Raw genomic sequence first — 23666 nt, forward strand, 5'->3', positions numbered from 1 at the left:
TCAGGACATGGCCCGGAGCGGACCGGAACAGGCCAACGAGGATGCGTGGCAGCCGTCGCGCCTCTCCCGTCTCATCGAAAGCGACGGGTTCGCCGCGGCGGTGATGATCCTGCCGGCGACGCTCCTGCTCGGCACCTTCTTCCTGTGGCCGTTCTTCTACGGCGTCTGGCTGAGCATGACCAACTGGGACGGGTTCTCCCAGCCGGCCTTCATCGGTCTGCGCAATTTCACCCGCCTCTGGTCGGACCGGATCTTCCTCGGCGCGCTCGAAAACAACGTCATCTTCGTCTTCTGGGTGGTGATCCTGAAGAACGTGCTGGGCCTTGCCGTCGGACTTCTTCTTCAACGCGCCGGCGTCGGCCGTGCCTTCTTCAGGGCTTCGATCTTTCTGCCGGTGACCATGTCCTTCGTGGCCGTCGGCCTGCTCTGGTCCTGGATCTACAATCCAATATTCGGCCTGCTCAACGCCGTCCTCGATTTTACCGGCATGTCGGGCCTCAAGCTCTCCTGGCTCGGAGATGCGAATGTCGCCCTCTACTCGGTCATCGCAGTCGATGTGTGGAAATGGCTCGGCTTTCACTCCGTCATCTATCTCGCCGGGCTGCAGGCGCTGCCGACCGAGGTCTATGACAGCGCCCGGATCGACGGCGCGTCGGCCTGGCACCGTTTCCGCTACATCACCGTTCCCTTGATGATGCCGGTCATTTTCATCAACACGATCCTCGCCTTCTCCGGCGCGTTCGTCCGCAACTTCGACATCGTCTATGTGCTGACCAAGGGCGGCCCGAACCATGCGACCGAGGTCGTGCTCACCGACATGATGAACCGCGCCTTCTCGGACGGGGCGATCGGTTATGCCGCGGCGATGGGCTACGTGCTCTTCCTGATCGTCGTCGTCCTCAGCGTCGGCCTGTTGATGCTGATGCGGCGCTGGAGGCTGGAAGTATGACCGCCACGACGTTCGACGAAGAACGCGCGCCGCGCGATCTCGGCAAGATTCTCGAGACCGCCGGCGTCTATGCGGCGCTGAGCCTGCTCGCGCTTCAGACGATCTATCCGCTGCTCTGGGTGCTTTTCGGCTCGCTCAAGACCAAGGGCGGGATGATGAACAACATCTGGGGCCCGCCGCGCAGCCTCGAACTGTCGAACTATTCGGAAGCCTGGCGGATCGCCGGCATGGGCGACCGTATCCTCAACAGCCTGACCGTCACCGCCCTGGCGCTGGTCGTCCTCGTTGTCGTTGCAACGCCCTGCGCCTATGCGCTCGCCCGGCTTCGGTTCCGCGGGCGAGCCATCGTTCTCGCCGTCATCGTCGGCGCCATGCTGGTGCCACCCCAGGTGATGGCGATTCCGCTTTTCGTCGTCGCGGCCAAGCTCAAGATGGTCAACAGCCTCTTCGGCATCTCGATCATCTACGCCGCGACGTCGCTGCCTCTTTCTGTCTTCATATTGCGCAGCTTCTTTCTCACGCTCCCAACGGAACTCGAGGATGCCGCGCGCGTCGATGGTGCCAGCCGGCTCGACATTCTCGTAAAGGTCATGCTGCCGCTCGCCCGCCCCGGCATGGCGCTGGTGACGATCTTTGCCTTCATCGAGATCTGGAACGATTTCTTTCTCGCTTTCCTGCTTCTCAGGCAGCCGGCGGTCCAGACCATCCCGCTCGGGCTCGTGGCCTTTTTCCAGCAGTATGATTCCCTCTGGAACCTCTATTTCGCGGCACTCATGATGACCACGCTGCCCGTCATCCTGATCTTCGTGCTGATGCAGCGGCAGTTTATCGCCGGTATTACTGCCGGCGCGACGAAAGGTTGAAATGACAGCGAAACCAATTGGCGTCGGCGTGGTCGGTTGCGGCAAGATCGCCCAGATGATGCACCTGCCGACGCTGCAGGAACTGCCCGAGTTCACAATCGCGGCGATCTGCGACATCTCGGAGAAAGTGCTCGGGGAAGTCGGCGAGATGTACGGCGTCGAACGCCGCCATACCGGGTTCCAGGCGCTGATCGACGATCCAGCCGTCGAGGCGGTGCTGATCTGCAACTTCGACCACGGCAAGGTCGTCGAGGCATGCCTGAAATCCGGCAAGCACATGCTGGTGGAAAAGCCGCTCGCCTTCACGCCGTCCGAAGGAAGGCCGCTCGTCGAGGCGGCCGCGAAATCGGACGCCGTCAATCTGATCGGCTACATGAAGTTCTACGACGAAGGCTATGTCGAAGGCTGCGAACAGATCCGCGCGGCCGGCAAGCCGAAATCGATCCAGGTCCACGATTTCGCCGGTGTCTTCGATCCCTATGACGGGCTCTACACGCTGAGCCGGGGTTCGGACGTCGCGCCGGAACTCCTGTCGAAGGAGCCCGCGGACGCCGCCGCGCGGATCGAAGCGGAACTCGGCCCCGACCACGTCGCGTATCGCGATCTCTACCAGATGCTCCTGATGCTCGGCAGCCACGATCTCGCTGCCCTGCGGGGCGCGTTCGGTGCGCCGGAAACGGTGCTTTATGCACGCGCGCCGAACATGTCGCATATCATCGCCGTGCTCGGCTTCGCCAACGACGTGACGGCCGTGCTCGAGGTCTCGTTCGGAGCGCAATATGAATGGTGGGACGAGTGGATGGAGGTTCACGGCGACACCAGCATCGTCCGCATCGACTTCCAGCATCCTTACGTGCGCAATGCCCCGGCGACCGTCAGAGTGCGCAAGCCAGCCAACGGCAAAGGCGCTGATACCGTTATGACGCCCCTTCCCGAGGACGCCTTCCGCCGCGAGTGGCAGCATTTCGCCCGCTGCATCCGCGACAAGGAAACGCCCGTCACGCCGATTGCTGGCGGCCTGTCGGATCTCGAACTTGCGCTTGCCATCATCAAGGCATTGCCGCCGCTCAAGGGCTGAAGTCGGTCTTGAACGAAAGAAGCCGGCGACCTTTGCGGGTCGCCGGCTTTTTCATGTCGAGATCTGAAAGATGTCAGGCGACGTTCGCCCGCCCTTCCCTCAGATCGCGCGTCGCGATCGCATCGACGGTCATATCCGCGCCGATCACCACCCCGAACAATTCGCGGGCCTGCTCGCGCGTGTAGTATTCCATGCGCACATCGTGAAGCACCGCCGCGGGATCGCGGTCACGGGCCTTGCCGTATCCGCCGCCGCCCGGCGTGCCGACACGCACCGTGTCGCCGGCCTTCATCGGAATATCCTGTTCCTTGGTGATATGCTCGGGCCGGTGAACGACGCCGTCGCGTTCGACGATGATCTCGCCCGGCATGCCGTCCTCGCCGCCGATCGCCCCCTGAGGGCCGAACTTGCCGTGGTCCATCACGAAGGAAGCCGTGGCATCGCCGCGCAGCAGCTCGACCTCATATGTGATGCCGAAGCCACCGCGATGCTCACCCGCGCCGCCCGAGGCGTCGCGCAGCGAATATTCACGAAAGAAGACCGGGAAGACCTGTTCGGTGATTTCGATCGGAGGACTCTTGGAAATGCCGATGGTCGAGCATCCGTTCGTCAGGCCGTCGCCGTCCGCATGGCCGCCATAGCCACCGCCCGAGATGTGATACATGACGTAATCGCGACCGAGCAAAGGATCGCTGCCGCCAAGCGCGAAATTGCCGCTCGAACCTGCCGGCGCCGCCGTCACCCGGTCGGGCAGAGCCTTGACCATGGCCGAGAAGACCGCTTCGGCGATACGCTGCGAAACTTCCGCCGCACAGCCCGACACCGGGCGCGGATATTTGGCGTAGAGGAACGTGCCGGTCGGATCGACGATGTCCATGGGATCGAATGCACCGGCGCTCAGCGGAACATCGGGAAAGATATGCCGCATCGCCAGGTAGACCGATGAATGGGTCGTAGCCAGAACGCAGTTCATCGGTCCGCGGCAGGGCGGGCTGGAGCCTGCGAAGTCGAAGACAAGCCGGTTGTCCTCCGTCTTGGTGACCGACAAGGCGATCTTCAGCGGTTCGTTGACGACGCCGTCGGAATCGATGAACGCTTCACCGTGATAGGTACCGTTTTCGATCAGCGCGATGCAGGATCGCATTTGCTCGCCGGAGCGGACACGCAGCTCGGCGACGGCCTGATCGACGGTGTCGTCGCCATAGCGGTCGAGAAGCTCGATCAGTCGTTCCCGGCCGATCTCGAGCGCCGCGGTCTGCGCGCGAATATCGCCGATACGCTGCTCGGCGACGCGGATGTTGGAGGTGATGATCTGGAAGATCTCGTTGTCCATCTTGCCGCGTTTGAAGAGCTTGACCGGCGGGATGCGCAGGCCTTCCTGTTCGACCGACGTCGCCGAGGCGGAGAACCCGCCAGGGACCGTGCCGCCGATATCCGGCCAATGACCGATGTTGGAGAGCCAGCAATAGACCTTGCCATGACGAAAGATCGGCATGGCGAAGCGCACATCCATCAAATGGGTGCCACCGAGATAGGGATCGTTGACGACATAGATGTCGCCCTCTTCCGGCGGCAGGATCTTTCCGTCGCGAATGAATTCGATGATCGTTCGCGTCGAGGCCTGCATGGTGCCGACAAAGACCGGCAGACCGCCGAGCCCCTGCGCGATCAGCGAACCGTCCTCGGCGGAATAGATGCCGTCGGACCGATCGTCGGCCTCCGCAATGATGGGCGAGAAGGCCGCGCGCGAGAACGTGGTGTCCATTTCGTCGCAAACCTGCTGCAGGCCGGCCTGGATGACGGACAGCGTGATGGAGTCGAGCTTAGTCACGCGCTTCTCCCCGAATGTGAATGATGATGTTGCCCTCGCCGCAGCCCTCGGCGACGCAGCCGGGCGGCAGCACTGTCGTCGCGTCGAACTGCGCCAGGATCGCCGGCCCCTCGATGCGTGCCATAAGCGGCAGCTTCTCCCGTTCGTAGATCGCCGCGTCCATCCACGCGCCGTCGAACCAGACTTTTCGCGTACCCATGCGCGCGGCCTCGATCGTCTCGGCACGTTCGGCGCGTGGTATGAGGTCTGCGAGCGGCGCCGGCTCACGCAGGCCGATCACCGAGGTGTTGACGTTGACGATCAGCGCCCGCACCTCCGGCAACCGGACGCGGAACCGTTTGAAATAGGCTTCCTCGAACAGCATCTGGATCGCGTCCATGTCGTCGACTTTGCCCTCAATCGGCACGCGAATGAGGTGGGTCTGGCCGGCGAACTGCATGTCGAGACTGTGTTCCATGCGGATTTCGACCGGTCGGATCGTTTCCGCGGAGAGCGCGGCTTGCCCGGCTTCGACCTGCGTCTCGATCATGCTGTTGAGCTCGGCCGGCTCGACGTCGTGAACGAGCATGTTGAGCGTGTTGACGTAGTCGTGCTGCAGATCCGCCACCACGCAGCCGATGGCGTTGGTGATCCCCGGCCTGGCAGGTACGAACACGCGCGGGATTCCGAGTTCCTTCGCGAGGTCCGCGGCATGGAGCGGACCGGCTCCGCCGAAAGCGTAAAGCATCAGTTCGCGCGGGTCGTTGCCCTTGGCCAGCGACACCATGCGGATGGCGCCGGCCATTTTGAGGTTGGCGATCTTGAGAACCGCGCCTGCCGCTTCCATCGCATCGACGCCGAGCGGTCCGGCGAGCTTGTCCTCGAAAATGGCCGTCAGCGCGTCGATCGACACCTTTTTGTCGACAGCCAGCAGGCGCTCGGGATCGAGGCGTCCGAGGAGCAGATTGGCGTCGGTGATCGTCGGCTCGACACCGCCCCGGCCGAAACAGATCGGCCCGGGCATCGAACCCGCGCTCTGGGGGCCAACCGTGAGGAGACCCGCGTCATTGACCTTGGCGATTGAGCCGCCGCCCGCCCCGATCGTGTGAACGTCGACCATCGGGACGTGGATCGGCATCGCATATTCGACTTCGATCTCGTTGGAGATCAGCGGCCTGCTGCCACGGATCAGGGCCACGTCCGAGGACGTGCCGCCCATGTCATATGTGATGAGATCCGTATAGCCGGCACGCGCAGCGGTCCGCGCCGCGGCAATCACGCCAGACGCAGGCCCCGACATCACCGTCTTCGCCGCTTCTCCGACGACGAGAGAGGACGAGGTGGTCCCGCCGTTTCCGTTCATCATCAGGAAATCGCGGGAATAGCCGTCCTCGAGAAGCTGGTTGCGCAACCGGTCGACGTAACGCTGGAGAATAGGCTGCACCGAGGCGTTGACCGCCGCTGTCACCCCGCGTTCATATTCACGCGCCTCCGACAGCAATGCGTGCCCTGTCGTGATGAAACCGTTGGGCCACATTTCGCGCGCGATTTCCGCCGCCCGGATTTCGTGGGCCGGATTCTTGTAGGCATGCAGGAAATGGATCACCAGTCCTTCGCACCCGGCGTCGATCAGGTTGCGCACCGCGAGGCGGAACTCATCCTCGTCGAGCGGGTGACGCACCTGGCCGGTGGCCTCCATCCGCTCGCTGACTTCGAGGCGAAGATTGCGCGGCACCAACGGCACGAAAGAGCCGACCATGCCGTAAGGTTGAGGTCGCGTCCGCCGGCCAAGCTCGATGACGTCCCTGAACCCCCTGGTGGTGATCAGGCCGGCTTTGGCGAGGCGGCGCTCGAGCAGCGCATTGGTGGTGGTGGTCGTCCCGTGGATGACGAGATCGATGTCAGAGGCCTTGTAGCCCGACTGCGAAATCACACTGAGAACCGCACGCGACTGGTCGTCAGGGGTCGTCGGCACCTTGCCGATCCTGACGCCGCCGCTTTCGGAATCGAGCACGATGAGGTCGGTAAACGTGCCGCCGACATCGATACCCGCGACCACTCCGCGAAATCTGTCCTCAGCTTCAGCCATGGGAATTTTCATTCTTTCCGTATGTTGTTGGCCGGCCCGAACCGTTTGGAACGGCCGGCATATTTAGTTTGTACACGAAGTAATTTTCCAACGCGAGATACCGCGTTGGCAAAAATATCCCCCGTCTAGCGCTGGCCGTCCCGCACCTTGATGTCGGACGCCGCCAGACCGCCCATGCGGGCGTGCACGCGCGGACCGCAGGCCATCACGAGCGCCAGCAAGAGCTCGTCGGGACGCGGACCGTCGGGAATGCCGACTTCCATCGCGTCGAAGTGACTGCGCACATAGGCGGCGTTGATATGGCCGATCGGAATGTCTATCCGCGCGCCGAAACCGCCGACCTTTTTGGCCGAAGGAACGATTGCCAGCGCCTCGCCCAGCGTCTCGCGCATCGCATAGCCGCCCGGAACATGCCACAGCGCGCCATGTTCGAGTTCGCCGGCCGTGCCGACGATCACCCCCTTGCCATAGGCATCGATCGCGGTGCTGTCGCCGCCGAGCGCATCGATGAGCTTTTCCGTCATCATCACGCCGAGCGGCTTGAGGTCTTCCATGCCTTCCTGGATTTCCTCGACGTAGCGCCCCGCATAGGGGTTGGAGACGACCGCCAGGGCCGCCGCACGGCGCCGGGGCGTCTGTGCGACAGGGCCGCCGTCATGGAAGATCTCTTCGGTAACGACGGAGATCTTCCGGATCGCGAAATTGGGCATTCAGTATCCTTTCGGTCATTGTCGCGCGGTCAGCGCGCGATTTTCTTGATCAGTTCGATGAAGCGCTTGCGGTCACGCTGATTGAGGGGCGCGAGCAACTCGTCGCTCACCGCCTGGGAGATCGGCAGAACCTCGAAGGTGAAATCGAAGCCCTTGGGGGTAAGCTGGATGAGATTGACCCGCTGGTCCTGCTCCGAGACCACCCTTTGGGTCAGTCCGAGCGAATCCAGGCGCTTGAGAAGCGGGCTGAGCGTGGCGGTATCGATCGCGGTGATCTTGCCGATCCGGTTCTGCGGAAGATCGCCGTAGCGGAGCAAAGTCGCCAGCACCGCGACCTGCGTTGGCGTGACCGCGTACCCCTCGAAGGCCTTCTGAAAAAGCGCCGTGCCCCGCTGGTGCGCCAGCCGCACCAGGTGGGCATTGTGGTCTTCGAGAACGTAGCCGATCTCCTTGAGCCGCCGGTCAATTTCCGCCGGCGAAGGCCTGTCATCCAAAACCGGACTTTCGCCGCCTTCTCGCTCCTCGATGCGCTCTGTCATTGGGCGGCCATTCCGGGAGCCATGTCTTCCTCAAACACCTGATTAAGGATCGTCTTGCCCGAGGACAGGCCTTCTATGACGGTGTCGGTCTCGGCGACCGTGCCGAAATGCGTGGCAATATCGTAGAGCGTCGAGACATGCTCGCGCGGCCCGGTGGCGGCGCAAGCATCGTGCGGGACGACCACGTCATAGCCCTGGAAGAAGGCGTCATGCACCGTCGAGCGGACGCAGATGTTGGTCACCACACCGCAAACGACCACCTGGGAGATCTGCATGTCTTTCAGCAGAAGATCCATATCCGTCTGGAAGAAGGCCGAATAGCGATGCTTGATGACGTAGAGATCGTCCTCGCGCGGCTCGAGATCCTCGATGATCTCGGTCGCCCAGGTATTTTCGACGCCGTGCGGCGTGCGCTTGAGGAATTCCCGGTCCTGCCGCATGTTCTTGCGGTGGGAGTCGATCACGAAGATGACAGGCACGTCGTTGGCGCGCGCTGCCGCGATCAAGGCCTTCTGCTGCGGCATCAGTTTTTCATAGCCCGGCAGAACCATTTTCCCGCCCGGCTTGCAGAATTCATTGATCATGTCGACGACGATCAGGGCCGTTTTCTTCGAATCGAGAACCGTCGAACCTTCCTGCCGGTGTGCAGAAAATACATCTTGCATCGCTTTTACTCCCTTTCTATCGCCCGCTGCCGTTTCAGTCTTCCAGCGACCGGTAGAGCATCTCAAAAAACTTAGCCGAGTTGACTTGCGAGGCCAACTTTACGTTGGGCTCGAGACCATTAAGCTTGAAATAGTCCGCGACCGTCGCGCCGAACGTATGGGTGCCGGTCCGGTCGATCGAGACATGCGCCTCGCGCGTTTCGATAAGCGTCGGATCGACAACAACGGCAAGCGCCAGCGGATCATGCAGCGCGCCGCCGATTCCCATCTGGCCGCGGTGAAGCTTCTCATAGAATTTCAGCCAGTCGAAAACCACGCGCGACAGCGGCGTGTCGATCTTCTCGATGGCCGCGAATTCGTCTTCCTCGACCAGCACGTGCATCGTCACGTCAAGGCCGACCATGGTGATGTCGAGGCCGCTCGCGAGCACGATCTCGGCGGCTTCCGGATCGCAGAAGATGTTGAATTCCGTCGGCGTGATGATCTCGCTGCGGCGGTAGAACGCCCCGCCCATCAGCACCACCTTCTCAATCTTGGAAAGCAGTTCCGGGTATTTGAGAACCAGCATGCCGATATTGGTCAGCGGTCCGGTGGGGACCAGCACGATCGGCTCCTCCGCCTCGCGCAGTTTGGCGGCGAGAAAATCGACGCCATGCACAGGGACGGCTTCGACCGTCGGTTCCGGGAGGTAAGGCGAACCGTCGAGACCGCTCGGTCCGTCGGCGGTTCCGAGCACCAGCGGACGCGCCAGCGGGGAAGCGCAGCCGGCGGCGATCGGCACGTCGCTTGCGCCGAGAAGCTCCATGATCCGCCGTGCATTGATGGTCGTGCGCGCCAGTGGCGCATTGCCGCAAACAGTCGTCACGGCCACAAGTTCGATCTCGGGCAGCCTGTGGGCCATCAGAAGCGCAATCGCATCGTCATGACCCGGATCGCAATCGATTATGACCTTGATTGGTTTCACGAACCTGCTCCTACGCCAACGTGCCGATGGAAGACTTGAACAGCTTGAGGAACGACCGGCCGTCGAGCCCCTTGCAGATGCGCGTTGTCTCCGGTCCATCGAACGACAGGATCTGCCGCCCGGTGAAGGCAACGGTCTGGCCCCGAACCAGCCGTTCGTGCAGCGCGACATCAACGAAAAGCGGTTCAGTCATTTCAAAGAACTCCGGATGCGTGACCGCCGCCACCGCGATCGCGTCATCGAGCGGGAACCCGACCAGTTGGAAAAACTCCCGCCAGATATCGATATAGATCGGGAAATTCTCGCAGATGTGCCTGACCACCTTGCTGTCGGGATGGTCGGCGGCAAGGTCCGCCAGATCGTCGCGTGTCAGCATCGACGGGGCGACCCTGTTGTCCTCGCAGATATCGAGCGGCACCAGAACGACCGGCGCGCCGGAGCGCAGCACGACGCGCGCGGCCTCGGGGTCGGCCCAGATATTGTATTCCGACACCGGCGTGATGTTGCCGGGCGTCGTGAAGCAACCGCCGAGCACGACGATCTGCTTGACCAGTTGGGCGATGTCGGGGGCCATGTCGAGCGCCATGGCGACATTGGTCTGCGGCCCGGTCGCCACGATTGATATCTCGCCGGGATTGGCGCGTACGGTCTCGATGATGAAGTCGACCGCGTGCTTGTCCATCGCCTTGCGTATCGGCGTCGGCGCGGGCGGATTGAACTTCTTCAGGCGTTCGCCAAAACGGTCCTTGAGCTGTTTCTCGAAGTGGACCGGAGCTTCCATGTCCTCCTTCGAATTGCCGACGATCGGCCGCCAGGCGCCCGCCGCGACCGGCAGATCGTCCCTGCCCGCCAGCGTAGCCGTGTTGAGAACCACGTTGGTCACCTGTTCGATGGGGCCGGCCGCACCTGTGACCGCGGTGACGCCCTCGAGCTGGATGAAATCGGATCCGAGCGCGAAAAGGATGGCGAGAATATCGTCGCCAGCCGAGTCCACGTCGAGAATGATCCTGTGCTTGGTGGCTGTCATGCTTTCTCACGCCTGATGAGTTGAAGGGATTCCGCCGTCTCGCGCAGTGTTTTCGGACGCTGCCGATAGGTCAGCAGGAAGAGCGCGCCGAGAGTGACCAGATACGGGACCGTCAGAACCAGATAGGAAGAGAGCCCGAAGGTCTGCAGCCGGAGCGACAGCGCGTCGGCAAAACCGAAGAGCAGGCAGCCAAACAGCACCTTCACGGGATCGCCGATGGAGAAGATCAACACCGCGACCGCCATGAAGCCGCGGCCCGACGACATGTTCTCGGCGAACATCGTTATGTATCCGAGCGAAAGATGCGCGCCGGCAAGGCCTGCGAACAGGCCGCAGAGCAGCGAGGCAATATGCTGCATCAGCCCTGTTGGAATGCCGAGCGATTCCGCGGCCGCCGGCTTCTCACCCGCAACGCGGATATGGAGCCCGAGCCGCGTGCGATAGATGATCACCCACACCACGAAAACGAAGATGAAGGCGAGATAAATCAGCGGCGTGAAACTGCCGAGCGCCTTGCCGAGCGAGCCGAGGTCTTCGACAATCGGAATATGCATCCGGGGCAGTCCGACAATGTCGCCGCTGACGATCGAACCGCGCGTGCCGAAGATCGCCTTGGTCAGGGTGATCGTCAACCCGCCCGCGAGGATGTTCAGGGCGAGCCCCACGACGACCTCGTTTGCACGCAGGGTGACCACGAAAATCGAAAAGGTCAGCGCCACGCACATGGCCGCGAGCACTCCGATCGCCACGCCTCCCCACGCCGATTGCGTCCAGATCGAGCCGAGGACCGCGAAGAACGCGCCGATAAGCATCTGACCTTCCAGGCCGATATTGAAAATGCCGGCCTTGGTGGTGAAGGTGCCGCCGAGCGCAACCAGCAGGATCGGGGCCGTTGTCCGCAGCGTCGCCGAGATCAGCGACACGTTGAAGATGGTTTCTAGAACCTCCAACGTCGTTCTCCCTGGTTGCTGTCCCGCCGGCGGCGCAGAAGGACTTGCGCTGAAACGCACAGGATGATGAAGGCCTGGAAAACCGTGATGACCTCACGCGAGGCGTTGGTTTCCACCTCCATGAGCAGCGATCCGGCGCGCAGCGCACCGAAGAAGATGGCGGTGAAGATCACGCCGATCGGGCTTCCGTTCGCCAGAAGAGCCGCGATCACGCCATCGAAGCCGAAGCCGGGGGCGAAGCCTTCCATGAATCGGTGGTGGACGCCGAGCGTTTCGACGCCGCCGGCCAGACCGCCGACCGCGCCCGAACAAAGCAACACGATCAGGATGTTCCGCCGCACGGGGATACCGCCATACTCGGCGAACTTCATGTTCGAGCCCATCGTGTTCATTTCGTAGCCGGTCGAGGTCCGGGTCAGGAACAGATGAAACCCGACGGCGAGCGCCAGTCCGATGAACAGCCCGAAATTAAGCCGCGAGAAGTCGAAGAGTTGCGGAAGGTAGGCGGTCGTCGCAATCGGAGCGGTTTCCGACCATCCGCCAGGACGCTTGAACACGTCGATCGTCAGATATGAGGTGAGCAGGATCGCCACGTAGTTGGACAGGATCGTGGAGACAACCTCGTTGGTGCCGAAGCGGGCGCGGAAGAAGGCCGGGATCAGGATCCACAATCCACCGGCAACGACCGCGGCCGCAAGCGCGACGACCATGTGAAGTCCCGCCGGCAGAGCGAACTGGAAGCCGACGAAGGCGGCGGCGAAACCACCCATGTAGAGCTGCCCCTCAACACCGATGTTAAACAGCCCGCCGCGCAGCGCGATGCAGGCGGCCACGCCAGCGATGATGATTGGCGTCGCCTGCAGCAGCGAACCGGCGATCCGCTCGCTGCTGCCGAAGGCGCCGCGCAGAAGCGTGGTGAAGACGAGGATCGGATCCTCACCTACCAACATGACAATGATACCGCCGCCTATGATGGCGATGACCAGGGCGACCATCTGCCCGAGAAGGCCTTCCAGCCAGGCAGGCAATTGCCTGCCCGCGCGCGCGGTGGGCGTGGTGTCGGCTTCAGTGCTCATGCCGCTTGATCCGAGCTGCGCGAACCGCCCGCCATGAGATATCCGATTTCCTCTTCGGTCGTGTTCTCCGGATCGACCGCGCCGGCAATGCTTCCTGCGAACATTACGAAAACCCTGTCTGCCAGCGCCAATATCTCGTCGATTTGCACGGAGATCAGAAGAATGGCTGCCCCGGCGTCGCGCCGCTGAATGATCTCGTCGTGAATGCCCTCCATGGCGCCGATATCGACGCCGCGGGTGGGCTGGTCGATCAGGATGAGCGGCATGTGCTGCGAAAACTCGCGGGCGACGACGACCTTCTGCATGTTGCCGCCGGACAGGGTTTTCACCGTGACATTCTCGTCCCTGGCGCGAATATCGAAACGCTGCATGAGTTCGCGCGCCAAATCCCTGACCGCGCTCCAGCGGATCAACCCGTTCTTCGCCCATGGCTCGGAGCGCTGCCGCCCCATCAGGATGTTGGCGCTGATATTGGCGGTCGCATTGACCCCGCGAACAAGTCGATTGGCTGGCACATGGGCAAGACCGGCCGCGCGCATGTGGCGCGGGTCGCTGCCCTCAACCGCCTGCCCGTTCAGAAAGATCTCGCCGTGGCTCGGCGCGCGCAGGCCGGAAACGACTTCGGACAATTCGGTCTGTCCGTTGCCGTCAACGCCGACGATCCCGACGATCTCGCCAGACCGGACCTCAAGGTCGATCCCGCGCAGCGCCGGCAGACCACGATCATCACGCGCGAAGACGTCGCGCAGTTCGAGGATGGCATGACCGGAAATTGGCTTGCGGTCGCGGCGGTCGAAATTGACCTCGCGCCCGACCATCATGTTGACGAGCGAGTCCTCGTCGAGTTCCTTCGTCGGACGCGTGCCGACCACCGCCCCGTCGCGCAGCACCGTTACCGTATCGGACACCTCGAGCACTTCGGAAAGATGGTGCGAGATGAAGATCACGGTCATTCCGGCATCCGCGAAGCGCCGGATGATACGAAAGAGATCGCGGCTCTCCTGGGGCGTGAGAACCGCCGTCGGCTCGTCGAGAATAACGACATTGGCGCCCCGCGCCAGGACCTTGAGAATTTCGACGCGCTGCTCGGCACCGACCGAGAGCTCGTGGATCTTGCGATCGGGATCGATCTGCAGACCGAACTCCTCGGACAACGCCCTCGCCTTTGCCGACTGGGCCTTGTGGTCGACCAGACCGGCTTTGGTGATTTCCATGCCGAGAAAGATGTTCTCGGCGACCGTCAGCGACGGCACCAGCTTGAAATGCTGATGCACCATGCCGAGCCCCAGGCCAATCGAGGTGCGTGGCGATTCCATCACGACGGGTTTGCCGTCGATCTGGATTTCGCCACTGTCGGGCTGCATCAGCCCGAAGAGGATATTCATCAGCGTCGTCTTGCCCGCGCCGTTCTCGCCGACGAGGGCGTGAATCTCGCCATGGCGGACGCCGAAACTGACATCCCGGTTTGCGGCGACCGGACCGAAATTCTTCGACACACCGATCATCTCAACGGCGAAGGCCATAGCGGTCAATTCCAGGTTTGCAACGTCATTCGAACGGTAATGGGTCGGGCCGGCAGGCGTTCTGCGCAGTGGTTTGGGAGGGAGCAACGCCGCCCGCCGGCCGATTCTTTTACTGGTTGAGCGTCACCGAGATCGAGCCGTCCGCGATGCCCGCGCGAACTTCCTCGAGCTTGGTCATCACGTCCTCGGGGATCATGTCCGCAACATCGTCGCAGACCTTGAGCTCGATGCCGCCGGCGGCCACGCCGTAGGAGACCGGGCCGGCCGTGACCGGCGCGCTTCCGTCAACCTCGCCCTTGATAACGTCATAGACGGCCACATCGGCGCGCTTGAGCATGGAAGCGAGGATATGGCCGGGAGCCGTCGGACACTGGTCGATATCGACGCCGACAGCATATTTGTCCGCAACCTTGGCCGCCTGCAGCACGCCCTCGCCGGTGGGGCCGGCAGCCTGATAGATGACATCGACGCCCTGACCGTAGAGGGTCATCGCGAGTTCGGAGCCCTTGGCCGGATCGTCGAAGGTGCCCGAGAAGACGCTCGAGACGGATACGCCGTCGGACTGTTCGTCGACGCCCTGCTCGTAACCCATCAGGAAGTTGCGGATGACCGGAATGTCGCGTCCGCCAATGAAACCGACCTGGCTGCCGGAATCGAAGCCTTCGACGCCCTGCTCGGTCAGCATGCTCGTCAGCGCACCGACGAGATAGGAGCCTTCCTCCTCGACGAAGTCGATATAGGTCATCGTTTCGCTCTCGAGGATGCCGTCGATGAAGATGAACTTCTGGTCGGGATAGGCGGCATTGGACTTCTGCAGCGCGTCCACGAGTTCCCATCCCATGACGAAGACGAGATCGTATTCGCCGTCCTTCGCGATGTTGTTGAACTGCTCTTCATAGTCGAGCGCGCGGTTGCCCGTGTCCACGATCTTGACCTCGACGTCGAAGTCCTGCTCGGCCTTCTTCAGACCGTTGACAATCGCGATGCCGAAGCCCTGTGAAAAATAGCCCGAGATCGCCGCTACCTTGAGCGTGTCGGCGGAAGCCGCCGAAATTCCTGCGGTCATGGCACCGAGCATCGCTGTCCCGGCCGCCAGATTTCTGATGTTCGCCTTCATGTCTGTTCTCCGTTTCTACAGATACTCCGAACGCCCGTTTGCCGGCAGTCTCGCGTGGCTCTTGACGAGTTTATTTGTTCGTGTACGAATTAAAGTTGGAAGCAAAGACGGACTGTTGTCAAGTCGGCTTTCGCAACAAAAACCTCCGGAAATGCACTTTCCGGACACGTATTTCCACCGCTTCTCGATCGGAGATCCGGGATGACAAAGCACGCCATTGTAACAGGCGCCGCCGGCCTTCTGGGCAGCCACGTCACCTCTGCATTCAGGAGCCGTGGCTACACTGTTACCGCTCTGGACGTCACGGGCGCGCCCGGCGTCGAACAGATCGACCTGACGAAGCTCGACGCCGCCATGGGGGCGATCGGTCCCGCCGATTGCATGGCGCATATCGCCTCTCTGCCGCGTCCAGTCGGCTACGCGGCCGAGGACGTCTTCCGCATCAACATGACGCTCATGTTCAACGTGCTGACGGCAATGGAGCGGAGCGGGATCAAGAAGATGGTCTTCGCCTCCTCCTTCAGCGTTCTCGGCCTGCCATTCGCGCCGAGGCCCGTCGAGATCGGCTACTTTCCCGTCGATGAGCATCACCCGCAGGCGCCGCAGGACGTCTATGCCGTGACCAAATGGCTCGGCGAGGAAATGGTCGAGGCCTGGACACGCCGCACCGGCCATTCGGCCGCCAGCATCCGCATGCCGTGGATCCAGACCGCGAAGAGCTTTCCCGAACAGGTCGGTCCGCGCCGCGACCGCGAGGAAGCCGGCCTCGATCTCTGGGCCTATATCGATGCCCGCGATGCGGGCCGGGCCTTCGTGCAAGCCGCCGAAGCCGATATCGCGGGCCATGAGCGCTTCTTCATTTCCGCCGCCGACACCTATTCCGAACGCGAGACGGCGAGCCTCCTCGACGAAACCTATCCGGCCGTCGAACGCCGGACGCCCCTGCCCGGGCACACGGCGCTGCTGAGCAACGACCGTGCGGCCGAACTGATCAGCTTCGCGCCGGAATATGGCTGGCGCGACTACTGAAAACCCGAATGAAAGCAAACGACATGGCTGACACTTTCGACGGCAAAACCGTGCTGATCACCGGCGGCGCCGGCGCCATCGGCTCCGCAACCGCGCGGACTTTCCTCAAACGCGGCGCGAATGTCCTTCTCGTCGATCTCGACGCCAAGGGCCTTGAACAGGTGGCCGAAGGGCTCGCCGCGCCCGGCAAGGTCAAGACCGAGGCCGGCGATGTTTCCGATGCCGAAGTGATGAAGGGCGCGGTCGCATCCGCGGTCGAAACCTTCGGTGCGCTCGACATGGCCTTCAACAATGCCGGCATTTCCGGCGAGGTCGCGCCCGTTCACGAACTGCCGCTCGATGAGTGGGACAGGATGGTCCGCGTCAATCTGCGCTCGATGTTCGTCTCGCTGCAGGCGGTCGCCGCCGAGATGGTGAAGTCAGGCAGGGGCGGCGCCATCGTCAACATGGGCTCGTCAATGGCCGGATGGGATGTTCTCGCCGGTGGCGCCGGCTACGTGTCGACCAAACACGCGGTGGTGGGCCTCACCAAGTCCGCCGCCTTCGACCTCGCGCCGCACGGCATTCGCGTCAACGCGGTCTGCCCCGGCGTGATCGAAACGACGCTCGGGGTGCCCGGCCTGCGCGAGGGCCAGACGGACGGCCAGTCCCAGGTGGAGAAATTCGCGAGCCGCATCCCGTCCAAGCGCATCGGCCAGGTGGAAGATGTCGCCGAAGTCGTAGCCTTTCTCGCCTCCGACGCCGCCCGCCATGTCAACGGCGCCGCCTGGCTCATCGACGGCGGCCAGACGTTGCAGAGTTTCGCCAACGGACCGGATTCCGGCGGATATTAGTTCTGGTCGCGGCGAGCACGGAGAAAGCGCCGGACGCCGAAGAACCGCCCTTCCGTGTGCGCCCTATACGTCCGTCTCTTTGATCGTGACCGGCTCTCCCCGAAATCCGGAGGAGGTCCGGACCTGAATTGCGCAAGCGCGGGTCACATCAGGCCCGAATGCCGCGGCGACGCCTCGCGATCCGGCTCATGGATCCAGCCATCTTCACCGGTCTCCTGCCAATTCACCTTGTCCTCGTCGAGGAAGTCGACCGAATGGATGACGACATCGTCGCCTTCGAGAAAGCAGACATTGTAGTTCGGCTGTAATTCGCCATGGCCCATGCGGTGCGCATTGCCGGAGAAATCCGGCCAGCAGGCGTGGTTGGTCGACCGAGGGGCCGAAAACGGAATGCCGCCTGTGGAACCGCTCAGCGTGAAATGGCAGTGGCCGAAGAACATGTGGCGCACCGTGCCGCGATATCGCGCCAGCAGGGCCTTCAGTTCGGCTTCCTCGCGAATGCCGATCAGGTCCGCATTGGCGACATGCACGGTCGTCGGGTTGTGATGCATGAAGAGCCATGCCGGCTTGCCTTGCGCCGCTGCTTCATCAAGCACGGATTCCAGCCATTTGCGCCGGACTTCGCAATAGGATCCGCCATGCTCGCCCTGCATGACCGTGTCCATATAGACGAAAATCCCGGCCGTGGTCTCCTCGGTCCACTGGATGAAGCCGTCCGCATCGCGCGCGGCAGCGGGAAATGCTGCGGTAAAATTTTCCCGGTCGTCGTGATTGCCGATCAGAAGGCGCGGCGCCTTTGCGCCCCGCAGTGAACTTCCGGCAAGGATGTTCTTGAGCATCGCATAGCTCCCCGGCCGACCGTGATGCGTCAGATCGCCGGTAATGACGATAAGGTCGGCATCGCCCTGATGCGCTTCGACATGCGCGAGGCATTTTCGGAAGTTCTCGACGGGATCGAGACCGAGGATCGGTTCGGGATTGATGTGGATGTCGGAGATGTGAACGAGTTTCATGTCGGAATCCGAGGTCGCAAATTTTCCGTCCCATAGACCCCCGGCTTGTCATATCCGTGACAGCGCCGACCGGATTACCGGGTCGACCTGACGAACCGCCCCGCATCCGATCTCACCGCGTCGGCGAGGAATGCCGTCGCGGCCTTGATGCGGGCGAGGCCGCGCAAGCTTTCGTGATGGACGATCCAGTAGGATCGCTGCACCGACAAATCCGGGAGCACGGGAACGAGATCCTCGTGGCCGGACGCCAGATAGTCGTGCAGAACGCCGATGCCCGCACCGGCCCGCACGGCTTCGAACTGACCGGTCGCGCTCGAAATCTCGATCCGGGATCGCCAGCCGGACCAGAAGGTCGGGGCATAATTCAGCGACGCCGAATAAATCAGGTCCTCGACATAGCCGACGAGACGGTGGGTCCGAAGATCCTCGGTCGTCACCGGCAGACCGCGGTTTTCGACATAGCTGCGCGCCGCGTAAAGGCCGAGCGTGTAGTCGGTCAGTTTCTGCGCGATCAGCCGCCCCTGCTCCGGTCGGCCAACCATCACGGCGATATCGGCCTCGCGCTTCGACAATGAGAAGGCCTGCGGCACCGGCACGAGCTGAACCGTGAGACCCGGGTGCCGCTCGGCAAGCTGCGCGAGCCGCGGCGCAAGAAAGGAGACGCCGAAACCGTCCGGCGCACCGATGCGCACCGTGCCGGAAACCTCCGGGCCCGAATGATCGAACAGCGATTGCGCCTGCAGGAATTCGGCCTCCGCGCGTTCGAGCGACGCGGCCAGCGCCTCGCCCTCATCCGTCAGTTCGCATCCGGTCGCGCGCCGGATCAGGAGATTGGCGCCCAGTTGCTGCTCCAGCGACGCCATGCGCCGGCTGAGCGTCGCCTGATTGATGCCCAGCGCCTTCGCGGCACCGAGCATTTGCCCGGCCCGCGCCACCGCCAGGAACAATCGCCCGTCTTCCCAGTTCATGATTTCATCCTATGCGTTTTTGCATAACGACTTTGAATATTATCGCATTGTTATGAGAATAACGAAATGAGACATCGCCTCCAACCAAGGAGGACACGTCCATGACGACGATTACCCATTACATCGCCGGTTCGCCGACCAGAGGCACCGCCGACCGTAGCCAGCCGGTCTTCAATCCCGCTACCGGCGAAGCGGAGAAAGAGGTGATCCTGGCCTCCGAGCAGGACGTCAACGATGCGGTCGCCGCCGCTAAGGCCGCATGGCCGGCATGGTCGAAGACGCCGTCGCTACGCCGCGCCCGCATACTCGACAAGTTCAAGACCATCCTGTGGGAGCGCGCGGACCAGCTCGCCGAAGCGATTTCCGCCGAACACGGCAAGACCCATGACGACGCGCTCGGCGAAGTGACGCGCGGCCTCGAGGTCGTCGAGTTCGCGATCGGCGCGCCGACCCATCTCAAGGGCGAATTCTCAGAAAGTGTCGGCACCGGTGTCGATACCCATTCGATCCGCCAGCCGCTTGGCGTCGTCGCCGGCATCACCCCGTTCAACTTCCCGGCCATGGTGCCGATGTGGATGTTCCCCGTCGCGCTCGCCTGCGGCAACACCTTCATCCTCAAGCCGTCGGAGCGCGACCCGTCCCCCTCGCTGCTGATCGCTGAATGGCTGACCGAGGCCGGCCTGCCGGAGGGTGTGTTCAATGTCGTCCAGGGCGACAAGGTGGCTGTTGACGCGCTGCTGCACCACCCGGACGTCAAGGCCATCTCCTTCGTCGGATCGACCCCGATCGCGAGATATATACACATCACCGGCGTGACCAACGGCAAGCGCGTTCAGGCGCTCGGCGGCGCCAAGAACCACATGATCGTGATGCCCGACGCCGATCTCGACATGGCGGCCAACGCCCTGATGGGCGCGGCCTTCGGCTCGGCCGGCGAGCGCTGCATGGCGATCTCGGTCGCCGTTCCCGTCACGGACGCCGTCGCCGACGCGCTGATCGAGCGGCTGGTGCCGAAGATCGAGGCGCTGAAGATCGGCCCGGCCGCCGACCGCTCCTCCGAGATGGGTCCGGTCGTCACGCAACAGGCACGGGAGAAAATCCTCGGCTATATCGACGCGGGCGAAAAGGAAGGCGCAAAGCTGGTTGTCGATGGGCGCACCTTCAAACAGCAGATGCAGGGCTACGAGAACGGCTACTATGTCGGCGGCACGCTGTTCGACAATGTCACGCCGGACATGTCGATCTATCGCGACGAGATCTTCGGCCCGGTGCTGTCGGTTGTGCGCCGCAACTCCTACCAGGAAGCGGTCGATCTGATCCACGGCCATGAATACGCCAACGGCACGGCGGTCTTCACCCGCGACGGCGACACGGCGCGCGCCTTTTCGCAGGATATCGAGGTCGGCATGGTCGGCATCAACGTGCCGATCCCGGTTCCGATGGCGTTCCACTCCTTCGGCGGCTGGAAGGCCTCGATCTTCGGCGACCACGCGATGCACGGCATGGAGGGCGTACGTTGCTACACCCGCATCAAGACGACCACCACGCGGTGGCCGGGCGGCATACGCGACGACGCGCAGTTCACCATGCCGACGCTTGGCTGAAACGCGCTGTCGCGGCGCGAATTACCCATTCGACATCCGAGAGGGCACGTGACGCCCTCTCCAACAATGATCGTGAAGTAAGGTCAGTTTTCATCGGAAGTTCAGTTCCGTATCCGCAAGGCCAAGACCGGCACTCGGAGACCGCCAAGTTCAGATCGCCCAAGGGTTTGCGATCGGCGTTCGTTCAGCTAGAATGTACGAAAATCAGCGATTTCTGACATAAGTGGAACGAAACTGATGACGAAAAAGAAAGAATATCGCAAGCCTGCAATCGCAAAGAGAACACTGATCTCGAAAGTGGTTGCCGCTCCGTCAACCGGGGTATGAGCCTTCGGGGCTGACACGCCCCATTTTCGCTTGACGTCCGGCATTTGTGGCTGGGATATTCCCGCCAGAGCAAGATTTCCTGAATATGGAGAGAACGATGGATACCCGATCGAAGCGGATTTATGTGAAACCGGCGCTTGTGAAGCAGGAAAAGCTTCCATCGGTTGTCGCACGCAACTCCGATCCCGCCTAGAAAGTTCACCATCCCGTTTCGCTTGGGCTTTCAACCCGCCGCCCCTTTACGGAGCGCGCCGGGTTGCAATAAGCAGCGGATCTGACAGGCCAATTCCGGTAAAAAGGAAGAATTTTATGAAGAGCCAAGCGAAACGAATTTATGTGAAGCCGACGCTGGTCAAGCAGTCGACGCTCGCCGGCGTTGTTGCGACCGGATCGCCTGAGAAATAGAATACCTTCCCATCGTCCTCGCTGGAATTCAGCGCGTCGATCCATAAACCAGGGAAAGGAAGGGAAACAGATGTCAGCCAGGAAAACCTATACGAAACCCGTCCTCCTGAAAAAGCAGGCGCTGACCGCGATTGTGGCGGGCGGCTCCGCGCGCCCAACCTAGGAAGAGTCGACCGTTCGAGATCGACTCCTTTTCGGCACTGTAAGCCGCTTACCGTATTGGAGAGGACAGGAAAAATGACGAAAAAGAGATACGAAAAACCCGCGGTCACGAAATCCGGCGTGCTGTCGGCCGTTACCGCACAGGTTTCCTCCGGAAATGGCTGACGAAATCCGGCCGGCTTCGGCTCTGTGACCGTTTCAGTATAAAACACGTCCGACAGTTGTGAGAGTTCATGTCAGCGTCCAAGGTTTACGCGCTTTCGCCAATCGCCTCCTTTGAAACCGTCGGCGACGGCGCTGTCATTCTCCTTGGCGACAGCGGGCAGCTCTATTCATGCAACGACACGTCGGAAGCATTTCTGAGGAATGTCGACGGACAGCGCTCGATCGACGAGATCGCCCGGCTGATGGAGAGCGAGTACGACGTCGCGCTCGAAACGCTGATCGGCGACCTGAATGAGCTTGCCGCCGAACTGGAATCCGAGGGAATCGTCGTTAGCGCGGAGTGATGGGCGCGGTCATGCCTGCAATCGGCCATTGGCAGCGATGGCGCCTCCTGCTCGATATCTGGATCGCGGCGCGATTCCTCCCCTTCCGCATTCGCGGTAAAAGCTTCTCCGAAATATTGAGACTTGCCGAGCACGGCAACCAGGGCGACGTTCCGCATCTGCCGGTACCCGACATCGCGCGGTTTGTCCGCAAGGCGGTTCGCAACCCGATCCTGATGCGCGATCGGCGCTGCCTGCGCGCCGGGTTGGTCGGCTACGAATACCTCCGCAGGGCCGGCTATCGGCCACAGCTTCATTTCGCGGTGGACGAGGGGTCGATCGGTTCGCCCCGGATCTCCGCGCATTGCTGGGTATCGATCGATGGCGAGGAAGTGATCAACAACCGCATGGATGGCCAGGTTACGATATACGTGCATCCCTCGCAGACCGGAGCGACCAAAGGACAATGATCACACGCTGGTTCGATCTTCATGCCGGCGCCTTGCGGGTCGATGCGGAAAACCCGCTGCAAATGAACTCGTTCTCGCGCATTTTCAGCGACGAAACGATCGCTGCCGCCGACAGCGCCGCATTCGCGCTGACGATCCGCGAAGGCGAACCCGAATCCGCGCCGGATGGTGCGACCTTGATCTATGCAGGACCGGTTTTCGACGAAGGCGACTGCCGGTTCACTTCACATGATGGAACGCAGTACCTGCAATTCCCCGACCGCGTGACACTCATACTGGCCGCCGACAAGCGCCACGCGTCGATCACGGTTGCGCCGGGCTGCGAAAGAAGCGCGGGCCAGTCAGTTGCGATGCTTGTTCTGCACGCGGCGGCCAACGCCACCGGGCAATTCCTGCTGCATTCTGCCGGCGTAACGATGCCGGGCAGCGATGATCTCGTTGTCATTTTCGGCCAAAGCGGCGCGGGGAAGACCACCACCACCCTGGCGCTCTGCGATGCGGGGTTCGGCCTGTGCTCGGACGATGTGATGGTTTTCCGGGTCGACGCCGACGGCGTGACCGCCTGGGGGTTGCCGCGCAATCTGAAGGTTCACCGGAAGACCGCGGAGATGCTGGATTGGGTGGCGCCCCGGCTTTCGGGCGATTGGAGCGACGAAGACGAGCGCCGCCTTCTGCAGGCGGATATAGCGGACCGGATTCGCATCGAACCCACCGGGCGGCGGCCGGTCGCCGGCCTGTTCAAACTGGAGCGGAGCGGACGCACGGAGAGCGACGTGCTCGCGCTCGCCGCGACCGAAACCCTCGCGGCGCTCGCGGCCGACAACATGCGAATAGGCAAGACCGGCCTGGTCGAGGGCGAAATCAGGCAATTCAGCCTGCTGGCCGCCATCACCAGAACGCTCCCCACCTTCAGGCTGTGCGCCGGATCGGACCTGAGCACGATCGCACCGGCGGTCGAAACAGCGATCGCGGAGGATCGGCAGCGCCGTGACGTCAAGGCAAACTGA

23 protein-coding genes are annotated in these 23666 nt (G+C 62.4%); 9 read left to right on the plus strand and 14 right to left on the minus strand.

The features are described from left to right. The first annotated feature begins 7 nt into the window (after window positions 1-7). From LC343_RS11955 to LC343_RS11965, 3 genes are read left to right on the plus strand one after another with little or no spacing between them, the layout of a single operon-like run. The gene (locus LC343_RS11955; protein WP_223477368.1) at window positions 8-949 is read left to right on the plus strand and encodes a carbohydrate ABC transporter permease; all 942 of its coding nucleotides are present in this window, start codon (window positions 8-10) and stop codon (window positions 947-949) included. Then, window positions 946-1812 (plus strand): carbohydrate ABC transporter permease, encoded by an 867-nt coding sequence (locus LC343_RS11960; protein ID WP_223477369.1) that lies wholly within the window; start codon window positions 946-948, stop codon window positions 1810-1812. The genes LC343_RS11955 and LC343_RS11960 overlap by 4 nt, the downstream gene beginning before the upstream one ends. 1 nt (window position 1813) lies before the next feature. Beyond that, complete coding sequence (locus LC343_RS11965) at window positions 1814-2890, plus strand: Gfo/Idh/MocA family protein (RefSeq protein ID WP_223477370.1); 1077 nt, start codon at window positions 1814-1816, stop codon at window positions 2888-2890. 73 nt (window positions 2891-2963) lie between these two features. On the opposite strand, the gene LC343_RS11970 is transcribed toward LC343_RS11965, so the two are convergent. The 11 genes from LC343_RS11970 to LC343_RS12020 all read right to left on the minus strand — a co-directional run bounded on the left by LC343_RS11970 (window position 2964) and on the right by LC343_RS12020 (window position 15360). Then, window positions 2964-4721 (minus strand): hydantoinase B/oxoprolinase family protein, encoded by a 1758-nt coding sequence (locus LC343_RS11970; RefSeq protein ID WP_223477371.1) that lies wholly within the window; start codon window positions 4719-4721, stop codon window positions 2964-2966. Then, complete coding sequence (locus tag LC343_RS11975) at window positions 4714-6789, minus strand: hydantoinase/oxoprolinase family protein (protein ID WP_223477372.1); 2076 nt, start codon at window positions 6787-6789, stop codon at window positions 4714-4716. The genes LC343_RS11970 and LC343_RS11975 overlap by 8 nt, the downstream gene beginning before the upstream one ends. Window positions 6790-6914: 125 nt before the next feature. Next, complete coding sequence (locus LC343_RS11980; protein ID WP_223477373.1) at window positions 6915-7499, minus strand: amino acid synthesis family protein; 585 nt, start codon at window positions 7497-7499, stop codon at window positions 6915-6917. Between the two features lie 29 nt (window positions 7500-7528). Further along, window positions 7529-8038 (minus strand): MarR family winged helix-turn-helix transcriptional regulator, encoded by a 510-nt coding sequence (locus LC343_RS11985; protein WP_223477374.1) that lies wholly within the window; start codon window positions 8036-8038, stop codon window positions 7529-7531. After that, window positions 8035-8703, minus strand: coding sequence for a cysteine hydrolase family protein (locus tag LC343_RS11990; RefSeq protein WP_223477375.1), 669 nt, complete (start codon window positions 8701-8703; stop codon window positions 8035-8037). The genes LC343_RS11985 and LC343_RS11990 overlap by 4 nt, the downstream gene beginning before the upstream one ends. 34 nt (window positions 8704-8737) lie before the next feature. Further along, on the minus strand, window positions 8738-9667 hold the full coding sequence (locus LC343_RS11995; protein WP_223477376.1) for a nucleoside hydrolase: 930 nt from the start codon (window positions 9665-9667) through the stop codon (window positions 8738-8740). Between the two features lie 10 nt (window positions 9668-9677). Continuing rightward, window positions 9678-10694: a nucleoside hydrolase gene (locus LC343_RS12000; RefSeq protein ID WP_223477377.1), complete on the minus strand. Its 1017-nt coding sequence runs from the start codon at window positions 10692-10694 to the stop codon at window positions 9678-9680. Beyond that, a complete protein-coding gene (locus LC343_RS12005; RefSeq protein ID WP_223477378.1) occupies window positions 10691-11644 on the minus strand; it encodes an ABC transporter permease in 954 nt (317 codons plus the stop codon). The genes LC343_RS12000 and LC343_RS12005 overlap by 4 nt, the downstream gene beginning before the upstream one ends. Beyond that, the gene (locus LC343_RS12010) at window positions 11632-12720 is read right to left on the minus strand and encodes an ABC transporter permease (RefSeq protein ID WP_428982549.1); all 1089 of its coding nucleotides are present in this window, start codon (window positions 12718-12720) and stop codon (window positions 11632-11634) included. Before LC343_RS12010 ends, LC343_RS12005 begins: the two co-directional genes overlap by 13 nt. Further along, window positions 12717-14243, minus strand: coding sequence for an ABC transporter ATP-binding protein (locus LC343_RS12015; RefSeq protein WP_223477379.1), 1527 nt, complete (start codon window positions 14241-14243; stop codon window positions 12717-12719). The genes LC343_RS12010 and LC343_RS12015 overlap by 4 nt, the downstream gene beginning before the upstream one ends. Before the next feature lie 109 nt (window positions 14244-14352). Then, window positions 14353-15360, minus strand: coding sequence for a BMP family lipoprotein (locus LC343_RS12020; protein ID WP_223477380.1), 1008 nt, complete (start codon window positions 15358-15360; stop codon window positions 14353-14355). Between the two features lie 201 nt (window positions 15361-15561). Between LC343_RS12020 and LC343_RS12025 the strand changes: the two genes are divergently transcribed. Together LC343_RS12025 and LC343_RS12030 are read left to right on the plus strand one after the other, a co-directional pair. Next, complete coding sequence (locus tag LC343_RS12025; protein ID WP_223477381.1) at window positions 15562-16389, plus strand: NAD-dependent epimerase/dehydratase family protein; 828 nt, start codon at window positions 15562-15564, stop codon at window positions 16387-16389. Between the two features lie 23 nt (window positions 16390-16412). Continuing rightward, window positions 16413-17222 carry an SDR family NAD(P)-dependent oxidoreductase gene (locus LC343_RS12030; RefSeq protein WP_223477382.1) on the plus strand — a complete coding sequence of 270 codons (810 nt, stop codon included), beginning with the start codon at window positions 16413-16415 and terminating at the stop codon, window positions 17220-17222. A gap of 143 nt (window positions 17223-17365) precedes the next feature. Here the strand turns inward: LC343_RS12030 and LC343_RS12035 are convergent, their stop codons facing one another. Together LC343_RS12035 and LC343_RS12040 are read right to left on the minus strand one after the other, a co-directional pair. Continuing rightward, window positions 17366-18235: a metallophosphoesterase gene (locus tag LC343_RS12035; protein WP_223477383.1), complete on the minus strand. Its 870-nt coding sequence runs from the start codon at window positions 18233-18235 to the stop codon at window positions 17366-17368. Between the two features lie 74 nt (window positions 18236-18309). Next, window positions 18310-19203 (minus strand): LysR family transcriptional regulator, encoded by an 894-nt coding sequence (locus LC343_RS12040; RefSeq protein ID WP_223477384.1) that lies wholly within the window; start codon window positions 19201-19203, stop codon window positions 18310-18312. Window positions 19204-19304: 101 nt separating this feature from the next. On the opposite strand from LC343_RS12040, the gene LC343_RS12045 reads away from it, so the two are divergent. Then, window positions 19305-20807 (plus strand): CoA-acylating methylmalonate-semialdehyde dehydrogenase, encoded by a 1503-nt coding sequence (locus LC343_RS12045; protein ID WP_223477385.1) that lies wholly within the window; start codon window positions 19305-19307, stop codon window positions 20805-20807. A gap of 188 nt (window positions 20808-20995) precedes the next feature. Here the strand turns inward: LC343_RS12045 and LC343_RS12050 are convergent, their stop codons facing one another. Next, window positions 20996-21295, minus strand: coding sequence for a hypothetical protein (locus LC343_RS12050; protein ID WP_223477386.1), 300 nt, complete (start codon window positions 21293-21295; stop codon window positions 20996-20998). Between the two features lie 639 nt (window positions 21296-21934). Between LC343_RS12050 and LC343_RS12060 the strand changes: the two genes are divergently transcribed. Genes LC343_RS12060 through LC343_RS12070 form a run of 3 tightly spaced genes read left to right on the plus strand, consistent with a single transcriptional unit; the run spans window position 21935 to window position 23666 of the window. Continuing rightward, window positions 21935-22210, plus strand: a complete 276-nt coding sequence (locus LC343_RS12060; RefSeq protein WP_223477388.1) for a PqqD family protein — start codon at window positions 21935-21937, stop codon at window positions 22208-22210. A gap of 11 nt (window positions 22211-22221) precedes the next feature. After that, entirely contained in the window at window positions 22222-22659 is a 438-nt protein-coding gene (locus LC343_RS12065; RefSeq protein ID WP_223477389.1) for a lasso peptide biosynthesis B2 protein, read from the plus strand. Beyond that, entirely contained in the window at window positions 22656-23666 is a 1011-nt protein-coding gene (locus LC343_RS12070; RefSeq protein WP_223477390.1) for a phosphoenolpyruvate carboxykinase (ATP), read from the plus strand. Before LC343_RS12065 ends, LC343_RS12070 begins: the two co-directional genes overlap by 4 nt.

The organism is Oricola indica, assembly GCF_019966595.1.
GTDB classification, from domain to species: domain Bacteria; phylum Pseudomonadota; class Alphaproteobacteria; order Rhizobiales; family Rhizobiaceae; genus Oricola; species Oricola indica.

Excerpts from the sequence above, each read along its gene's own strand:
- LC343_RS11955 (WP_223477368.1), top strand. The coding sequence starts at position 8 with ATGGCCCGGAGCGGACCGGAACAGGCCAACGAGGATGCGTGGCAGCCG.
- LC343_RS11960 (WP_223477369.1), top strand. The coding sequence starts at position 946 with ATGACCGCCACGACGTTCGACGAAGAACGCGCGCCGCGCGATCTCGGC.
- LC343_RS11965 (WP_223477370.1), top strand. The coding sequence starts at position 1,814 with ATGACAGCGAAACCAATTGGCGTCGGCGTGGTCGGTTGCGGCAAGATC.
- LC343_RS11975 (WP_223477372.1), bottom strand. The coding sequence starts at position 6,789 with ATGGCTGAAGCTGAGGACAGATTTCGCGGAGTGGTCGCGGGTATCGAT.
- LC343_RS11980 (WP_223477373.1), bottom strand. The coding sequence starts at position 7,499 with ATGCCCAATTTCGCGATCCGGAAGATCTCCGTCGTTACCGAAGAGATC.
- LC343_RS11985 (WP_223477374.1), bottom strand. The coding sequence starts at position 8,038 with ATGACAGAGCGCATCGAGGAGCGAGAAGGCGGCGAAAGTCCGGTTTTG.
- LC343_RS11990 (WP_223477375.1), bottom strand. The coding sequence starts at position 8,703 with ATGCAAGATGTATTTTCTGCACACCGGCAGGAAGGTTCGACGGTTCTC.
- LC343_RS12000 (WP_223477377.1), bottom strand. The coding sequence starts at position 10,694 with ATGACAGCCACCAAGCACAGGATCATTCTCGACGTGGACTCGGCTGGC.
- LC343_RS12010 (WP_428982549.1), bottom strand. The coding sequence starts at position 12,720 with ATGAGCACTGAAGCCGACACCACGCCCACCGCGCGCGCGGGCAGGCAA.
- LC343_RS12015 (WP_223477379.1), bottom strand. The coding sequence starts at position 14,243 with ATGGCCTTCGCCGTTGAGATGATCGGTGTGTCGAAGAATTTCGGTCCG.
- LC343_RS12020 (WP_223477380.1), bottom strand. The coding sequence starts at position 15,360 with ATGAAGGCGAACATCAGAAATCTGGCGGCCGGGACAGCGATGCTCGGT.
- LC343_RS12025 (WP_223477381.1), top strand. The coding sequence starts at position 15,562 with ATGACAAAGCACGCCATTGTAACAGGCGCCGCCGGCCTTCTGGGCAGC.
- LC343_RS12030 (WP_223477382.1), top strand. The coding sequence starts at position 16,413 with ATGGCTGACACTTTCGACGGCAAAACCGTGCTGATCACCGGCGGCGCC.
- LC343_RS12035 (WP_223477383.1), bottom strand. The coding sequence starts at position 18,235 with ATGAAACTCGTTCACATCTCCGACATCCACATCAATCCCGAACCGATC.
- LC343_RS12040 (WP_223477384.1), bottom strand. The coding sequence starts at position 19,203 with ATGAACTGGGAAGACGGGCGATTGTTCCTGGCGGTGGCGCGGGCCGGG.
- LC343_RS12045 (WP_223477385.1), top strand. The coding sequence starts at position 19,305 with ATGACGACGATTACCCATTACATCGCCGGTTCGCCGACCAGAGGCACC.
- LC343_RS12050 (WP_223477386.1), bottom strand. The coding sequence starts at position 21,295 with ATGGAAGCTTTTCCTGCTTCACAAGCGCCGGTTTCACATAAATCCGCT.
- LC343_RS12060 (WP_223477388.1), top strand. The coding sequence starts at position 21,935 with ATGTCAGCGTCCAAGGTTTACGCGCTTTCGCCAATCGCCTCCTTTGAA.
- LC343_RS12065 (WP_223477389.1), top strand. The coding sequence starts at position 22,222 with ATGCCTGCAATCGGCCATTGGCAGCGATGGCGCCTCCTGCTCGATATC.
- LC343_RS12070 (WP_223477390.1), top strand. The coding sequence starts at position 22,656 with ATGATCACACGCTGGTTCGATCTTCATGCCGGCGCCTTGCGGGTCGAT.